This is a genomic window from Streptomyces sp. NPDC012835 (assembly GCF_042900885.1).
Classification (GTDB): Bacteria; Actinomycetota; Actinomycetes; order Streptomycetales; family Streptomycetaceae; genus Streptomyces.
The window spans coordinates 13,891-29,796 of record NZ_JBIBBW010000001.1 but is presented as its reverse complement, the minus strand read 5'-3'; the positions used below and the strand labels follow the sequence as shown (position 1 = coordinate 29,796).

14 protein-coding genes and 1 pseudogene are annotated in these 15,906 nt (G+C 71.9%); 11 read left to right on the top strand and 4 right to left on the bottom strand.

Going from position 1 to position 15,906, the window contains the following annotated elements; genetic code table 11:
* Positions 1 to 22 precede the first annotated feature (22 nt).
* From ACFY6S_RS00150 to ACFY6S_RS00120, 7 genes and pseudogenes are all read left to right on the top strand, one after another.
* Positions 23 to 988, top strand: a complete 966-nt coding sequence (locus ACFY6S_RS00150) for a phytoene/squalene synthase family protein (RefSeq protein ID WP_388829073.1) — start codon at positions 23 to 25, stop codon at positions 986 to 988.
* Positions 989 to 1,065: 77 nt separating this feature from the next.
* On the top strand, positions 1,066 to 1,449 hold the full coding sequence (locus tag ACFY6S_RS00145; protein WP_388829076.1) for an SH3 domain-containing protein: 384 nt from the start codon (positions 1,066 to 1,068) through the stop codon (positions 1,447 to 1,449).
* Between the two features lie 301 nt (positions 1,450 to 1,750).
* Complete coding sequence (locus ACFY6S_RS00140; RefSeq protein ID WP_388829186.1) at positions 1,751 to 2,275, top strand: Lrp/AsnC family transcriptional regulator; 525 nt, start codon at positions 1,751 to 1,753, stop codon at positions 2,273 to 2,275.
* A gap of 110 nt (positions 2,276 to 2,385) precedes the next feature.
* Entirely contained in the window at positions 2,386 to 3,213 is an 828-nt protein-coding gene (gene ddaH, locus ACFY6S_RS00135) for a dimethylargininase (RefSeq protein ID WP_388829079.1), read from the top strand.
* Positions 3,210 to 4,451, top strand: a complete 1,242-nt coding sequence (gene rocD / locus ACFY6S_RS00130; RefSeq protein ID WP_388829082.1) for an ornithine--oxo-acid transaminase — start codon at positions 3,210 to 3,212, stop codon at positions 4,449 to 4,451. The genes ddaH and rocD overlap by 4 nt, the downstream gene beginning before the upstream one ends.
* An 18-nt stretch (positions 4,452 to 4,469) precedes the next feature.
* Positions 4,470 to 4,562: pseudogene (locus ACFY6S_RS00125) on the top strand (alpha/beta hydrolase); the annotation flags it as partial.
* A 157-nt stretch (positions 4,563 to 4,719) separates the two neighbouring features.
* Positions 4,720 to 5,196 carry a hypothetical protein gene (locus ACFY6S_RS00120; protein ID WP_388829085.1) on the top strand — a complete coding sequence of 159 codons (477 nt, stop codon included), beginning with the start codon at positions 4,720 to 4,722 and terminating at the stop codon, positions 5,194 to 5,196.
* 64 nt (positions 5,197 to 5,260) lie between these two features.
* Here the strand turns inward: ACFY6S_RS00120 and ACFY6S_RS00115 are convergent, their stop codons facing one another.
* The 3 genes from ACFY6S_RS00115 to ACFY6S_RS00105 form a co-directional block, all read right to left on the bottom strand.
* Positions 5,261 to 5,950, bottom strand: a complete 690-nt coding sequence (locus ACFY6S_RS00115; protein ID WP_388829088.1) for a peptidoglycan-binding protein — start codon at positions 5,948 to 5,950, stop codon at positions 5,261 to 5,263.
* Positions 5,951 to 6,068: 118 nt separating this feature from the next.
* Positions 6,069 to 8,267 (bottom strand): alpha-galactosidase, encoded by a 2,199-nt coding sequence (locus tag ACFY6S_RS00110; RefSeq protein ID WP_388829091.1) that lies wholly within the window; start codon positions 8,265 to 8,267, stop codon positions 6,069 to 6,071.
* A 105-nt stretch (positions 8,268 to 8,372) separates the two neighbouring features.
* The gene (locus ACFY6S_RS00105; RefSeq protein WP_388829094.1) at positions 8,373 to 9,050 is read right to left on the bottom strand and encodes a GntR family transcriptional regulator; all 678 of its coding nucleotides are present in this window, start codon (positions 9,048 to 9,050) and stop codon (positions 8,373 to 8,375) included.
* Positions 9,051 to 9,189: 139 nt separating this feature from the next.
* On the opposite strand from ACFY6S_RS00105, the gene ACFY6S_RS00100 reads away from it, so the two are divergent.
* Positions 9,190 to 10,689 (top strand): NCS1 family nucleobase:cation symporter-1, encoded by a 1,500-nt coding sequence (locus ACFY6S_RS00100; protein WP_388829097.1) that lies wholly within the window; start codon positions 9,190 to 9,192, stop codon positions 10,687 to 10,689.
* Positions 10,690 to 10,694: 5 nt separating this feature from the next.
* The gene (locus ACFY6S_RS00095; RefSeq protein WP_388829100.1) at positions 10,695 to 11,408 is read left to right on the top strand and encodes an aspartate/glutamate racemase family protein; all 714 of its coding nucleotides are present in this window, start codon (positions 10,695 to 10,697) and stop codon (positions 11,406 to 11,408) included.
* 53 nt (positions 11,409 to 11,461) lie between these two features.
* On the opposite strand, the gene ACFY6S_RS00090 is transcribed toward ACFY6S_RS00095, so the two are convergent.
* Positions 11,462 to 12,784 (bottom strand): jacalin-like lectin, encoded by a 1,323-nt coding sequence (locus ACFY6S_RS00090; protein WP_388829189.1) that lies wholly within the window; start codon positions 12,782 to 12,784, stop codon positions 11,462 to 11,464.
* A 332-nt stretch (positions 12,785 to 13,116) separates the two neighbouring features.
* On the opposite strand from ACFY6S_RS00090, the gene argG reads away from it, so the two are divergent.
* Entirely contained in the window at positions 13,117 to 14,565 is a 1,449-nt protein-coding gene (argG, locus tag ACFY6S_RS00085; RefSeq protein WP_388829102.1) for an argininosuccinate synthase, read from the top strand.
* A 279-nt stretch (positions 14,566 to 14,844) separates the two neighbouring features.
* Entirely contained in the window at positions 14,845 to 15,849 is a 1,005-nt protein-coding gene (locus ACFY6S_RS00080) for a hypothetical protein (RefSeq protein ID WP_388829105.1), read from the top strand.
* The last annotated feature ends 57 nt before the right edge of the window (positions 15,850 to 15,906 follow it).

The following is a 15,906-nucleotide window of genomic DNA, read 5'->3' as shown; positions in this document are numbered from 1 at the left end:
CGCTCCGAGCGAGGGAGATCGCATGAACGGCTGGCGGCGCGGGCTGACGGAGGCCGGGGTCGGCGAACCGGGCCTGCGTGAGAGCTACACCCGGCAGGCGACGCGACTGGCCCGCTACGCGCCCGCCCAGTACGCCGCCCTGCGGCTGCTGCTGCCGCCCGCGACCGCGGTGCACGTGGTGGCGGCGGTGTCGTTCATGCACACCTGCGACGAACTGCTCGACCGGGACGACCGGGCGCCCGTCGAGGTGCGCGCCGCCCGGTTCGCGCGCTACGAGACGCGGGTGCGCGACGTCCTGGCCTCCCCGACCGCGCCCGCCGGCGGCCTCGCCCCGCTGTGGCACACCGTGCACGCCCATCCGCGCCTGGCCGGCCGCGTCGACGACTTCTTCCGGGCGGCCCCGGCCGACCTGTACTTCACCGGCTTCGCCGGCGAGCCCGACTTCCTGGCCTACGTCGACGAGTACGTCGTGCCGGGACTGATGCTGATCGGCGCCGTCCTCGCCGGGTCCGAGGAGAGCGACGCGCGGCTGCGGGAGAGCGTGCGACTGCTCGCCGTACCGATCCAGCGGATCGACTTCCTGACCGACCTGGCCGAGGACCTCCGGGCGGGCCGGCTCTGTCTGCCGCGCTCCGACCTGCGGGCCGAGGGCGTCGAACCGGACGAGCTGCGGCAGGGGCGCGCCACCGCCCGCGTGCGGGCGCTGCTCGCCCGTACCGCCGCCAAGTGCTGGACCGATCTCGTGGCCGCCAGGCCGGCCGCGGCCGGCGTCCCCGCGCTCTACGCGCCGATGATCGCGGCCCAACTCGACGTGTACGCCCATCTGCTCCAGGAGGCCCAGGCGCACGGGTCGCGGCTGCTGCGCGGCGGCGTCCGGCCGAGGATCCCGGCCGCCGTCGCCATCCTGCTGCGCCACCGCCGGACGTCCTCGCCGGCCGGTTCCGGTCGTATGAGCGGCCTTTACGGCAAAAATGCCTCATCCGGGTGAGGAAGCCGTTTCAGTCTGGCGAACGCGACGTTCGGCATGTCATAAGGAGGTAACACCCAAAAGGGAAAGAGGCAATTGTGCACAAGATCCGCGTCAACCACCGTGTCACCACCGTGCTCGCCGCCGCCCTCATCGCCGCCTCGGGAGCCCTCGCCGCCACCCCCGCGGTCGCGGACGGCGCTCCCGGCACCGCCGCGGGAGGTGTCTCCGCGGTCCCCGCCGCTCTGCCCAAGGGGAAGGTCGTCTCCCGGCTCCCGCTCCACATCCGAGAGCGGGCGACGACCGATTCGCCGTCCCTGGGCGTCCTCCAGCCGGGCGCCGTCGTCCCGTTGTCCTGCAAGGTGCACGGCCAGAACGTGGACGGCAACGACCTCTGGTACCGACTCGGGGACGGCTGGACCGGCTATGTCGCCGCCCGCTACGTGCAGAACCTGGCGCACGTGGACTTCTGCCGCCGCTGACCCCGTCCCTCCCCGCCGGCGGTCGCGCCGGACGTCCCGGCCGGCCCGCCGGGACGGGAGCGCCCCGGGTGGGCCGATGACGCCACCGCGCGCCGTCGGCCCACCCGGCCGCCGTGCGGGCCCGCCGCCCCGTGCCCCGTGAAGTCGCCCGCCCGCGCCGCCCGTTGGGACCGGCGGCCGGGCCTTCCGGCATCCGCGGCCACACGCTGCCCGACGGGGCCGGTGGCGCTCACGTCCGTACGGACCGCCCCGCGCCCGGGCTTACGATCACTGCGTGCGCGACCACGAGGCGGAGGCTCCCATGCCCTACCAGCAGCCGGTGCTCGACGAACTCGACCGGCGGATCCTCGCCGCCCTCGTCGCCAACGCCAGGACCAGCTTCACCGAGATCGGCCAGACGATCGGGCTCTCGGCGCCCGCCGTGAAACGACGCGTCGACCGGCTGCGCGAACAGGAGGTCATCACCGGCTTCACCACCGTCGTGCGGCCCTCCGCCCTCGGCTGGCGCACCGAGGCGTACGTCGAGATCTTCTGCGACGCCGCCGCCCCGCCCCGGCGTATCGCCGAGGTCGCGCGCACCTACCCCGAGGTCGTGGCGGCGGTCACCGTGACCGGGGGAGCCGACGCGCTGCTGCACATCAGGGCCGCCGACATCCAGCATTTCGAAGAGGTGCTGGAGCGGATCAGGGCCGAGCCGTTCGTCACCAGGACCAACAGTTTCATCGTCCTGACGCATCTGCTCCCCGACAGCCCCGAGGCCGGTGCCCCGGCCGACCTCCCCACCGTGGAGCCCGGCACACCGCCGAATGGAACGATCAGCCGCTGAATGGCCCCACTGCGCAACACTCTTGCGCGTACACGCAATCCTTGATCCTTGAGCATCGCCACCCGCGGTTCCTATCGTTGAGAACATCCCCGGCAACGAGAGGAGGCCGCGTGCCGCCCGTTCCCGTACGCGTGTCACGTCCCCGGCGCTACCTCACCTGCGCGCCCACGCATTTCGACGTCACGTATGCCATCAACCCCTGGATGCGCGAGAACGCACCGGTCGACCGCGCCCTGGCCCGTGCCCAGTGGGAGTCCCTGGTACGCGCCTACCGCGAGGCCGGCCACACCGTGGAGACCGCCGAGCCCGTCGCCGGTCTGCCCGACATGGTGTTCGCCGCCAACGCGGCGCTGGTCCTCGACGGCAAGGTCCTGCGCTCCCGGTTCCGCGCCGAGCAGCGCCGGCCGGAATCGGCCGCCTACGCGACGTGGTTCAAGGCGGCCGGCTTCGACGTGCACGAACTCGAACCCGGCCCGGTCTGCGAGGGCGAGGGCGACCTCGTCCCCGTCGCCGGACTGATCCTGGCCGGCACCGGATTCCGTACGACGGTCCCCGCGCACCAGGAGGCGCAGGAGTTCTTCGGCGTCCCCACGGTCAGCCTCCATCTCACCGACCCGTACTTCTACCACCTGGACACCGCGCTGTTCGCCCTGGACGACCGGAACATCGCCTACTATCCCGAGGCGTTCTCGCCCGGAAGCCGCGAGGTCCTGCGCCGCCTCTTCCCCGACGCCGTGACCGGCACCCGGCAGGACGCCATGGCGTTCGGGCTGAACTCCGTCTCCGACGGACGCCACGTGTTCGTCCCGCCGCGCGCCACCGGTCTCATCGACCGGCTCACCCGGCGCGGCTACGTCCCCGTCCCCGTCGACCTGTCCGAGTTCCACAAGGCGGGCGGCGGAATCAAGTGCTGCACCCAGGAGGTCCGTACCCCATGACGTACACCGCTGCCGCCCCCGGCACCAACGCCACCGCGACGCGCACGTCGGCGGAGCTGATCCGCGCCGACGAGGCGGCTCTCGCGCACAACTACCACCCGCTGCCCGTGGTCGTCGCCCGCGCCGAGGGCGCGTGGGTCGAGGACGTCGAGGGGCGCCGCTATCTCGACATGCTCGCCGGCTACTCCGCCCTCAACTTCGGACACCGGCACCCCACGCTGATCGAGGCGGCCAGGCGCCAGCTCGACGAGGTCACCCTCACCTCCCGGGCCTTCCACAACGACCGGCTCGCCGGCTTCGCCGAGTCGCTGTCGGCGCTCGTCGGGCTGGAGACGACCCTGCCGATGAACACGGGCGCCGAGGCGGTGGAGAGCGCCGTCAAGGTCGCCCGCAAATGGGCGTACGAGGTGAAGGGTGTCGCCCGGGACCGGGCCACCATCATCGTGGCCGCGGGCAACTTCCACGGCCGCACGACCACCATCGTCAGCTTCTCCGACGACGAGACGGCGCGCGGCGGCTTCGGCCCGTTCACCCCCGGCTTCCGGATCGTGCCCTACGACGACCTCGCGGCCCTCGAAGCGGCGATCGACGAGACGACCGCGGCCGTCCTCGTCGAACCGATCCAGGGCGAGGCCGGCGTCATCATCCCCTCCGACGGCTATCTCAGGGGCGTACGCGAACTCACCCGGCGCACAAACGTGCTGTTCATCGCCGACGAGATCCAGTCGGGACTGGGCCGCACCGGCACGACCCTCGCCGTCGAGCACGAGAACGTGCTCCCCGACATGCTGCTCCTGGGCAAGGCGCTCGGCGGCGGCATCGTCCCCGTCTCCGCGGTCATGGCCGACCGCGCGGTCCTGGGCGTCCTGCACCCCGGCGAGCACGGCTCCACCTTCGGCGGCAACCCGCTGGCCGCGGCGGTCGGCTCCGCGGTGGTCGAGCTGCTCGAAACCGGTGAGTACCAGCGCCGCGCCAGGGAGCTGGGCACCGTCATGGACGCCGGTCTCGCCTCCTTGGTGGGCAAGGGGGTGGCGGGCTACCGCTGCCGCGGCCTGTGGGCCGGTGTCGATGTCGACCCGGCCGTGGGCACGGGCCGCGAGATCAGCGAGCGTCTCGCGCGCGAGGGCGTCCTGGTGAAGGACACCCACGGCTCCACCATCCGGCTCGCCCCGCCGCTGACCATCACCGGGGAAGAGATCGAATCCGCGCTGGACGCGCTCGCCCGCGTGCTGGGCTGAGCCCCCGCGGTCCCGCCGACCGGGCTGACCGGGGCGCTGGACCGCTACCGCGACACGGACCGGGACCGGGACGACCCCGCCGCCCTCGACGGCGCGCCGATCGCCCGGCCCCCGCCCTCCGTCGACACCGGGACCGGATACCCGGATCGGCCCCCTACGGGCCGTTCCCCCGTCCGCCGAACGGGGTACTGCTCGTGCGAGGGGGAGGTACGGACGCGACGGCGCCCGCCACCGCCCCGACACAGCCGACCCGGCCCCGGGAGGACCCGTGAACGATGACAACCCCGCCCAGGACCTGCCGAGGCTGCGGCTCGGCCTCTACATCGAGACGCTCAAGGCCAGAATGCCCGAGCCGCAGTACCGGCTCCTCATGGACGTCATCCGCATGTGGGCCGAGAACGGCGGCGGTACGGTGCGCCTGCGGATGGACGACGAGGAGAAGGAGCTGTTCACCCGGGACGTGCAGCGGGAGATGCTCAACATCATGGGGCTCATCGGCGCGCTCCAGCCCGGCCACGAGGACCGGGCCGACCATGTCGTCGCCGATCTCGGCGACGGCGAACACACCAGCGGCGCCCTGACCCTGGTCCCGCCCGAGGTGGCCGCCGACCCCGAACGGCTGCGCACCATGCGCGACGAACTCGACGCCAAGGCGGAGCGGCGCCAGAAGGACGAGGAAGCACTCGACGGCATCGCCAGGGCAAGCGGCATGCTGCCCGACCAGCGGGACGGTCAGGACGGCTGAACCCCTCGGAACCGTCCCGCCGTCCCGGTTGCCACGCCCCGGCGCGACGCCGCCCGTGCGCGGATCAGGAGCCCGTGCGCGACTCCAGATCGCGGCGGGTGTTGGCGCCGTAGACGCCGGTCTCGTCGCCCCGGATGCCGTACCAGAGCTGGAAGCGGCCGATGGCCTCGGCGAACGCGGCGTCGTAGATCCCGTCGACGCTGCCCCCCTCGTACACGCCGGGGACGCGCAGCAGCCGCTCCTGGACCTCGCGCACCTCCGGGCCGCTGTCGCCCTGCCGCAGCACGTCGGCGCCGGGGACCGCGGGCGCCGGGCCGACGGGCGCCCCGGGATCCGATGAGGCGGTGGCCGGAGGCGGGGCGAGGGCCGGAGGGGTCTCCTGCGGCCCGTTCCGGGCGAGCAGCAGCAGCGCGGCGGCGAGCCCCACCGCCGCCAGGCCGGCCAGCGCGACCAGGGCCGTGGTCCTGCCGCGCCCGTCGCGCCCGCCCGGACGCGGCGGCCCGGCGGGCGGTGGCGGATACGGCGGTACGGGCGGCAACTCCGCTGTCTCCTGGGCGTCCTGGGCCGGCCCCGGCCCGGACGCAGCGCCCACCGCCACCCGCTCCCAGCCCTCGCCCCGGCCGTCCTCCGGCTCGTCCGCCCGGAACGGAGCGCCGAAGTCGGACAGCGGCTTCGGTCGCCCGGGCCGCATGACATGGGTCGGTTCGAGCACTCCGCGCCGGTCCTGCGGGCGCTGCTCGGCGGATCCGGTCATCTGCGCGCATCCCTCCTGTCCGGCGCCGCCGGCCTGCCGGGCCGGCGGGATACGGGACGCTACCGCTCCCGCGCCGGACATGTGTGCGAATCGGGGTACTGGCTGGTCAGCGCCCCGGTCACCGGCTCCCGATCTCGATCAGCAGTGCCTGACCGGGGTTCAGCGTCGGCATCGGCAGCCCCGCGCCCGTGAGCACCGCGCCGGGCAGCGTGACCCAGCCCTCCAGCGCGGCCGGGAACCACGCGGGTCCCGCGATCTGATGCGCCGACGGGAGACCCGCCTCGGTGCGGATTCGTGCCCGGTAGCGCCCGCGCGGATCCAGCCCGGGCAGCCGTACGCGTCCCGACTGCCCCTCGGGGGAGGTGGCGAGCCGGGCCCAGCAGTAGAGCGCGGAACCCCGGTCGGCGGCCACCACCCCGTGCAGCACGGTCGCCTCGTCCGGCAGGTCCGCGCGCACCACCCGGCCGCCGTGCAGCAGCGGTCGCAGCTCCTTGTACAGCTCCGCCCACCGCCGCAGCTCCGCCAGCTCCCGCGGCGTGCGCGCGGTCAGGTCGTCCTCGATGCCGGCGTGCCCGAACAGCGCGGTGATCCGGCCGAACGACGCGTCGTTGGTGCGCGCCGTGGTGTGACTGCGCGGCGCGCCCACATGCGTGCCGATCAGTTCGGGCGGCAGCAGCTGACCCGTCCAGCGCTGGACGGTCTGACGCTCGACGGGATCGTTGCAGTCGGACGCCCACACCCGGTCGGTGCGGGCGAGCACGGAGAGATCGACCCGGCCGCCGCCGCTGGAGCAGCTCTCGATCTCCAGCGCGGGGTGCCGCTCGCGCAGGGTGTCGAGCAACCGGTGGACGGCGTGGGTCTGGGCGTGCACACCGGGCCGGTCCGCGCCGTCCGCGCCCTGGCGTACCGCCTCGTGCAGATCGCGGTTGTGGTCCCACTTCAGATAGTCCACCGCGTACCGGGAGATCAGGGCGTCCAGCGAGGCCAGCAGATACTCCCGGGCGCCGTCGTCGGCCACGTTCAGGACGTACTGGTGACGGGCGCTCGGACCGAGGCCCGCGGTGTACGGGCCGAGGATCCACTCGGGGTGCTCCTCGGCCAGCCGGGAGTCCAGGTTGACCATCTCCGGCTCTACCCACAGCCCGAACTGCATGCCGTGGCCGTGCACCCGCTCGGCGAGCGGTCCCAGCCCCCGCGGCCACACCGTCTCGTCCACGGTCCAGTCGCCGAGTCCGGAGGTGTCGTCGCGGCGGCCCGAGAACCACCCGTCGTCCAGGACGACGCGCTCGACCCCCGTCGCCGCCGCCAGGTCGGTCAGCTCCAGCAGCCGGTCCAGGCGGTGGTCGAAGTAGACGGCCTCCCAGGTGTTCAGCGTCAGCGGACGCGGGCTCGACGGATGCGCCGGCCGCGCCCGCAGCAGGGTGTGGAAGCGGTCCGCGAGTCCGTCCAGGCCCGCGTCGGACCAGACGAAGTGGCAGACGGGCGCCGTGTACTCGGCGCCGGGGGCGAGCCGGATCTCACCGGGCGCGAGCAGTTCACCGCCCCCGAGGACGGCGCCATGCACCCCGGCGCCCTCCGGAAGGCGCTCGGCCAGCCAGCGCTGGTCCCCGCTCCACGCCACATGCAGACCCCACACCTCGCCCGAGCGGAAACCGAAGCCGGGCACCCCGACGGTGAGCAGATAGGGCGAGTCCTGCCCCGGACGCCCCCGGCGCGTCTCGCGCACGTGCGCCCCGTATCCGAGCCGGCCCCGCTGCGGCGACCGTTCCCGGCACCACTTCCCGGTGAAGTCCATGACCTCGTCGGCCCGTTGCGGCAACGGCAGCAGGGTGGTCACCCCGGCGAGGTCGTACGGTGTGCCGTCGTCCACCGAGTCCCCGCCACCGGGCCGGAGGGGACGGGCGAGGCGGGTGGTGACACTGAGCACCCCGGACCGGTCCAGCCGGTAGGAGAGGGTGATGTCGAGATCGCTGACGCGGTCCGCGAGCCGTAGCACCAGCTCGTCCGCGCTGTCCCGGGCTTCCGTCAGCCGCACCCGCGGCGTGGTCGCGACACCGCCCCGGTGTCCCTGGTGCGCCGGGGTGCCCGACCATGTGTCGGCCTGGGTCGGCCAGACCGTGAACCGCCTCGGCCCGTCCGGCGCGTTGTGCAGCACCGCGCCCTCGGAGGTCAGGCACAGCGCGGCGAGATCCTCGTCCGTCAGCTCTCCCAGATCCTCGCCCCAGTGCAGCACACGGGGCAGCGGATCGCCGAGTTCGACGACGAAGCTCACTCCGGCCGCGCGCAGATGGACGGTCCGCGCGATGGTGCGGGTCATGCGGTTCCCCTTTGGCTGCCGTTCCTGCCGGTGGTCGTACGCTACGTGCCCCACGGGTACGCCACGGCAGTGGTGCGCCGCCAGGGCCCCGCGCGGTCCTCCCTCTCAGATGCCCGGTGTCCCGCCGTCCCCGGCCGGCCCGTCGCCGAACAGCTCCCGTACGGTGGCCCGGTGGTTGGCCCGCACATGGGCGAGGGCCTCGGCCCGTGCCCGTACCGGGTCGCCCGAGGCGATGGCCTCGTACAGGGCGCGATGTTCGGCCAGTTGCCTGGACCACCGCTCGTTGCGCCGGGTGAGCCAGCGCAGCCGTCCGCCGACCGGTTCCATCACCGAGCTCAGCAGGCTGTTGCCCGCCACGGCCAGGACGCGGTCGTGGAAGAGGGTGTTGAGGTCGGTGATCCGCTCGGCGTCCAGTGCCCGGGTGGCGGCTGCGGCCCGCTCCAGCACCTCCGCCAGCCCGGCGAGGCTCGCGCGGTCGGCGCGCTCGGCGGCGAGCCCGGCCGCGTACACCTCCAGGGCCTCGCGCAGTTCGAAGAGTTCGTCGACGTCGTCGACCGTGAGCCGGCGCACCACCGCGCGGCGCGGGGTCTCGAAGAGGACGAAGCCCTCCGCGACCAGCGCCCGGACCGCTTCGCGCACCGGGACCCGGGAGACGTCGAAGCGTTCGGCGAGTTCGCGCTCCACGAGCCGGTCGCCGGGGCGCAGCCGGCCCGCGATGATGTCCTGCCGCAGTCCGGCGAGCACGCGCTCGCGTACGGCTCCCAGCGGTTCGGGGGTCGTCATGGTCCCCATGATCCCCGACCCGCCGGTGTTTTACCGGGCCGTAACCGCCGGGACACGATCGGTGGTGATCGAGGGGTCGACCATGGGGCGCAGCTTTGGTATACCAAAACCGCCCCCATTTCCCCCACCGGGAGGCCCCGTGTCCCTCGTCGACCGTGCCGAGACCACCGGCACCACCGCGTTCGTCCCCGATCCCCGGCTCACCAACGAGGACCTGGCGCCCGCCACCACCCGCACATGGAAGGTCTTCGACCTCTTCGCGCTCTGGATGTCCGACGTCCACAATCTCGGCAACTACACCTTCGCCGCCGGGCTGCTGGTGCTCGGCATGAACGTCTGGCAGGTCTTCACCTCGCTGCTCGTCGGCTTCGTCCTCATCTATCTCGGGATGAACCTGATGGGCCGCATCGGCCAGCGGCACGGCGTCCCCTTCCCCGTGGTCAGCCGCATCAGTTTCGGGGTCTGGGGAGCCAACGTCCCGGCCCTCATCCGGGCCGTCATCGCCATCATGTGGTACGGCATACAGACCTATCTGGCCTCCGTCGCGGTCAATGTGATGCTGCTGGCGGCGCTACCCGACCTGGTCTCCTGGACGCGCCACTCCTTCCTCGGACTCGACGCGCTGGGCTGGACCTCCTTTCTCGTCCTGTGGATCGTCCAGGCGCTGATCATCAGTCAGGGCATGGAATCCGTCCGCAAGTTCCAGGACTTCTGCGGCCCGGCGATCTGGCTCGTGATGATCGTGCTCGCCGTGTGGATCCTCGCGAAGGCCGGCTGGACGATCTCGCTCACCTCCACCCCGCACCCCGTCTCCACGGGCAAGCAGGTCGCCCAGTGGTTCGGCGCGATCGGTCTGATCCTGTCGATCTACGGGACGCTGATGCTCAACTTCTGCGACTTCTCGCGCTTCGCACCCGACTACCGGACCGTCAGGCGCGGCAACTTCTGGGGCCTGCCGGTCAACTCGACGGCCTTCGTCATCGTCTCCGTCATCGTCACGGCCGGCTCCATCGAGGTCTTCGGCGAGGCGATCACCGACCCCGCGCTGCTCGTCGCCGAGGCGGGCAACACCTGGGTGCTGGTGCTGGGCGCGCTCACCTTCGCGATCGCCACGATGGGCGTCAACATCGTCGCCAACTTCGTCTCACCCGCGTACGACCTGGCCAATGTCTGGCCGCAGCGGATCAGCTTCAAGGTCGGCGGAATGATCAGCACCGTCGCCGCGCTGCTGGTCACGCCCTGGAACCTCTACTCCAACCCCGCCGTGGTCAACTACTTCCTCGGCGGACTCGGCGCCTTCCTGGGACCGCTGTTCGGCGTCATCATGGTCGACTACCACTGGGTGAAGCGCGGCCGGATCGACGTCGACCAGCTCTTCGACGCGGGGAAGGACTCCCGCTACTACTACCGCAAGGGCTTCAACCCGAAGGCGCTCCAGGCTTTCCTGCCGTCGGCCGGCGTCGCGGGGGTGCTCGCGCTCGTACCGTACTTCGGCGACATCGCCGCCTACTCCTGGTTCATCGGCACGGCCGTGTCGGCGGCGCTCTACGCGCTGCTCTGCCGTACGGAACGCGCCGCGTCCGCGGGCGAGGGGTCCGGCCACGCCTCGGCGGTGTCCGCCCCGAGCGTGGAGGTCTGAGCGGCGTGCGGATCGTCGTCACCAACTGCAACACCACCCGGGCGATGACCGACGAGATCGTACGCGGCGCCAGGGCCGCGGCCGCTCCGGGCACCACGATCACCGGTCTCACCCCGGCCTGGGGCCCCGAGTCGGCGGAGGGATGGCTCGACAGCTATCTCTCGGCGGCGGCGGTCCTCGACACCCTGCGCGGCCACCGGGAGCCGTACGACGCCGTGGTGATGGCCGGGTTCGGCGAGCACGGCCGCGAAGGGGCCAGGGAACTCGTGGCGACGCCCGTCGTCGACATCACCGAGGCCGCCGCCCATCTGGCCTGTCTGCTGGGGCGGCGCTACGGAGTCGTCACCACCCTCGACCGCGCCCGCGGCCAGATCGAGGACAGCCTGCACACCGCCGGCGTCGGCCGGAACTGCGCCGCCGTCGTCTCCACCGGGCTCGGCGTACTCGACCTGGGCGATGAGAGCCGTACCACCGAGGCGTTCCTGACCGCCGCCGCGCGGGCCAGGGACGCCGGGGCCGAGGTCCTGGTCCTCGGCTGTGCGGGCATGACCGGACTTCAGCGCACGGTGGGGGAGCGGCTCGGGATGCCGGTGGTCGACGGTGTCGCCGCCGCCGTGAAACTCGCCGAGTCCCTGGTCTCCCTGGGCCTCACCACCAGCCGTACCGGCGGCTACGCCCGCCCTCTGCCCAAACGGCGCTCCTGGTCCGCGCCCACATGAGGCACGGCGTGCCGGGCTCCGCCCACCGCCCGCGCCGTCTTCGGGGCCCCGGCCTACTTCGGGGTGTAGACGACGCCGAGCTTGTCGATCTCGTCGCCCGAGCGCCCGGTGAAGCCGCTGATCCGCCAGCCCGCGGGCGCGGTGTATGTCACGGCGTCCGAGGTGGGGGTGCCCGCCGCCAGGGCGCGCCCGCGGTCGGTGGTGAACGCGGCGGAGAAGATCCTGCTGCGGCCGTCCTTCCGGCCCTGGGTGAGGGTGACCGAGGTCAGGTGCTCGCCGGAGGCCAGGGTGAGGGAGGCGGCCGTGCCTCCGGTGCCGCCGTGGCTGAGCACGCTCCCGCCGTCGAGGGCGAGGGCGAGGCCGTCGAGCCGGGCGCCGCCGCGCAGGGTGAGGGTGCGGGGCGAGGGCGCGGCGGGCAGGGCGCCTGCGTCGTTGAAGGCGGTGCCGTGCGGGCCGCCGAAGCGGTCGGAGGCGCGGCGGTCGGCCGGCAGCGACCAGGTGAAGGCGGTGGAGTGCGGATAGTGGTCGGAGAGGTGTTTGCCCGCCGGGTCGAGGAACGCACGCCACGCGTTGGTGTAGCGGGTGGCGGTCAGCCGCAGCAGCGGGCCGCTCCGGTAGAGGACCTTGTCGACCACCTCGCAGTCGTCGCCGGGCGCGAGCGCGTCACAGACGAGTGCGTCGCTTCCGGCGGCCGGCGCCGAGCCGCCGCGCGCCAGCTGCACCCAGGCGTCGGTGAGGCCGTTGTCCGAGACGAGCGTGCGGATGTTGTCACCGGTGCGGGTGTAGCGGGTGTTGGTGTCGCCCATGACGATCACGGCGTTGGAGTCGCTGTTGGCCTGGATGAACCGGGAGAGCTGGGTGATGTTGGCGCGGCGCGCGGCCAGTGCGGCGGCCGTGGTGTCGGCGTTGGTGTGGACGTTGTACACGTCCACGGACACCCCGGCGGCGAGCCGGACGCGGGCGAGCGAGAACCCCTTGGGGGTGAGGCAGTCCGTACCCGTGCAGTCGTTCCAGCGGACCCGCTCGAAATCCTCGAAGGAGTGGTCGGAGAGGGTGTTGAGCCCGTCCCCGAACGCCGCGCCGCCACTGGTGGCGGTCCGGTAGGGATGGGTGTCGTTCGCGTACAGCGAGGCGTGATAGTTGAAGTCCTCCTGCACGTTGACGATGGCGTACGGCGCCAGCCGCTTCCCGATGAGCGGTGTGTTGACCTCGGGATCGCCGTCACCGAGCCCGAGCGGCAGCCCGGCGATGTTGTACGTGAGGACGGTGAACGCACCGGATTCACCGGCGGCGGCCGAGGCGGGCGCCGCACCGGCGCCGGCCGCACCGGTGAGCGCGAGGACGCCGGCGACCAGGACGCCGGCCAGTCTTCGGATCGGGATTGGCATCGTGGGGGCCTCTTCCATGAGGTGCGGGGGTACGGGCGTACCCGCCCGGCCGCGCCGGCCGGACGACCACTGTCTACGGTGAAGTAACGTGCAAAGCAAGGGAGTTGGGAAATTCTTCCTGCGCTCGTCCGCTCGTCCGCTCGCGCGCTGGACCGCTCGTCTCCTCGCTCCGCACGGTGAGGAGGCGATGGCGGCGGCGGCCCGGCGGGTCGGGTCCCGGTGGCCTCCCCGCCGAAGCTCCCCCCCTCGAAGCGCCCGTCGTTTTCAAGGAATCCCCATCCGATCTTGCATAATCATGTGCGAGAATGCATACTCTTCCTATGTCTAAGGTTCTTACCTCCCTGCCCACCGGCGAACGCGTCGGCATCGCCTTCTCCGGCGGCCTCGACACCTCCGTCGCGGTCGCGTGGATGCGCGACAAGGGCGCCGTCCCGTGCACCTACACCGCCGATATCGGCCAGTACGACGAGCCCGACATCGCGTCGGTGCCCGGCCGGGCGGAGGCGTACGGCGCCGAGATCGCGCGCCTGGTCGACTGCCGTGCGGCACTGGTCGAGGAGGGCCTGGCCGCACTCGCCTGCGGCGCGTTCCACATCCGCTCGGGCGGTCGCGCCTACTTCAACACCACCCCGCTGGGCCGCGCCGTGACCGGCACCCTGCTCGTCCGGGCGATGCTGGAGGACGACGTACAGATCTGGGGCGACGGCTCGACGTTCAAGGGCAACGACATCGAGCGGTTCTACCGTTACGGTCTGCTCGCCAACCCGCACCTGCGCATCTACAAGCCGTGGCTCGACGCGGACTTCGTCACCGAGCTGGGCGGCCGCAAGGAGATGTCGGAGTGGCTGGTGGCCCATGGGCTGCCGTACCGCGACAGCACCGAGAAGGCGTACTCGACCGACGCCAATATCTGGGGCGCCACCCACGAGGCCAAGACGCTGGAGCACCTCGACACGGGCGTGGAGACCGTCGACCCGATCATGGGCGTCCGCTTCTGGGACCCCTCGGTGGAGATCCTCGCCGAGGACGTGACGATCGGCTTCGACCAGGGCCGCCCGGTGACGGTCAACGGCAAGGGGTTCGCCTCCCCGGTCGACCTGGTGATGGAGGCGAACGCGATCGGCGGACGCCACGGCATGGGCATGTCGGACCAGATCGAGAACCGGATCATCGAGGCCAAGAGCCGCGGCATCTACGAGGCGCCCGGCATGGCGCTGCTGCACGCCGCGTACGAACGTCTCGTCAACGCGATCCACAACGAGGACACCCTCGCCCACTACCACAACGAGGGACGCCGCCTCGGCCGCCTGATGTACGAGGGCCGCTGGCTGGACCCGCAGGCGCTGATGGTCCGCGAATCGCTCCAGCGCTGGGTCGGATCGGCGGTCACCGGCGAGGTGACCCTGCGACTGCGGCGCGGCGAGGACTACTCGATCCTGAACACCACCGGCCCCGCGTTCAGCTACCACCCGGACAAGCTGTCGATGGAGCGCACCGAGGACTCGGCGTTCGGCCCGGTGGACCGTATCGGTCAGCTCACCATGCGCAACCTCGACATCGCCGACTCGCGCGCCAGGCTCGAACAGTACGCCGGCCTCGGCATCGTCGGCACGACCCACCCCGCGCTGATCGGCGCCGCCCAGGCGGCCGCGACCGGGCTGATCGGCACCATGCCGGAGGGCGGCGCCGAGGCCATCGCCTCACGCGGCGAGGTGTCCGGCGACGACGAACTGCTGGACCGCGCCGCGATGGAGTTCGGCACCGACTGACCGACCGACCGGCACGCGACCGGGACGCCGGGGCCCCGTACGGTTCGACGGGAGAGGGCCTGGCGTCCCGGTCGTCGCCCGGCGTCCGTGCGGGGCGGCGCCGGGCGCTGCTACGGCCCGGCGCGAACAGAGTGGTGAATCATTCTTACAATGAATTCATATTCTGATGAAAAGTGTAATTGATCGAGTCTGTGTTTTATGGCGTACCGGGCGTGGGCGGGGTACGCTCTGTGTGCATCGGGATGAAATCCTGCGAGATATCCCGCTCCGCCGCACGGCGTGGCGTGCGTCTCTCCCCTCGTTTCGTATGAAGGACAGCAGGAGGCGATCCTGGTGAATCCGGAAACGATTCTTCTCTCGACATTCACTCCGGACGGCCGAGAAGATCCCTATCCAGCTCTCGCGGAACTCCGGAAAATCGCTCCGGTCCACTACAGCCAAGAGCTGGATTCATATTTCCTGACGCGTTTCTCCGACTGTCACGCGGCTCTGAGGAACCCGCTCCTCCGCACTCCGGATCTCGAATGGTTCCACCGCGAGGTGGCCGCCGGCCGGGAGCACCCGGCCGCGGAATTCTTCTACTCCTCCATCCTCCGCGCCAATTCCCCGCTCCATGACCGCATGCGCCGGATGGTCGGCGCGGAGTTCAGCGCCCGGCACATGGCCGTGCCGGGACCGACCGTGGAGAAAATCACCCACGAGGTGCTGGACGGATTCGCCGACGCGACCTCCGGGGGCGGCACGGCGAACTTCCAGGACATGGTGGGATACCCTCTCCCGGTCGCCGTGGTGGGCGCGCTCATCGGCGTACCCCGTGACGAACAGGAACGGTTCTACCGCTACGGCCGGGACGCCGGCCGCATTCTGGAGCCGGTGCGCTCACCGGACGACTGGAAGCGCGCCGACCTGGCGGTGGAGACCCTCCGGGAATACTTCACCGAACTTCTCAGGCGCCGCCGCGCACACCCCGCCGACGGTCTCGCCTCCACACTCCTCGCGATGCGCGAATCCGCTGACGAGCCGCTCGGCGAGCGGCAATCGACCGACATATTGCTCCTGGTGTTCGTGGCCGGCTTCGAGAAATCGCGATCCCGAACACCACCAGGAACCCGACGCGTTCAGGGTGCGGCGAAAGGACACCAAGGTCCTCAGCTTCAGCGGGACCGCGCTTCTGCCTCGGCGCGGCGCCGGCCCGTATGGAAGGCGCGGCCCTGGTACGCCAGATCCTGCCGCGCTTCCCGGACTTGGCGCCGGCCGGCCCCGCGGTGCGCCGCGACTCGGTGAGCCTGCGCACGTTCGACGTACTCCCGCCGTCCACCAGCGGCTGAGCGTCGGCCGCGT

Coding starts and splice junctions, on each gene's coding strand:
- ACFY6S_RS00115 (WP_388829088.1), bottom strand. CDS start 5,950: ATGACCGGATCCGCCGAGCAGCGCCCGCAGGACCGGCGCGGAGTGCTC.
- rocD (WP_388829082.1), top strand. CDS start 3,210: ATGACGTACACCGCTGCCGCCCCCGGCACCAACGCCACCGCGACGCGC.
- argG (WP_388829102.1), top strand. CDS start 13,117: ATGTCTAAGGTTCTTACCTCCCTGCCCACCGGCGAACGCGTCGGCATC.
- ACFY6S_RS00105 (WP_388829094.1), bottom strand. CDS start 9,050: ATGACGACCCCCGAACCGCTGGGAGCCGTACGCGAGCGCGTGCTCGCC.
- ACFY6S_RS00140 (WP_388829186.1), top strand. CDS start 1,751: ATGCCCTACCAGCAGCCGGTGCTCGACGAACTCGACCGGCGGATCCTC.
- ACFY6S_RS00150 (WP_388829073.1), top strand. CDS start 23: ATGAACGGCTGGCGGCGCGGGCTGACGGAGGCCGGGGTCGGCGAACCG.
- ACFY6S_RS00110 (WP_388829091.1), bottom strand. CDS start 8,267: ATGACCCGCACCATCGCGCGGACCGTCCATCTGCGCGCGGCCGGAGTG.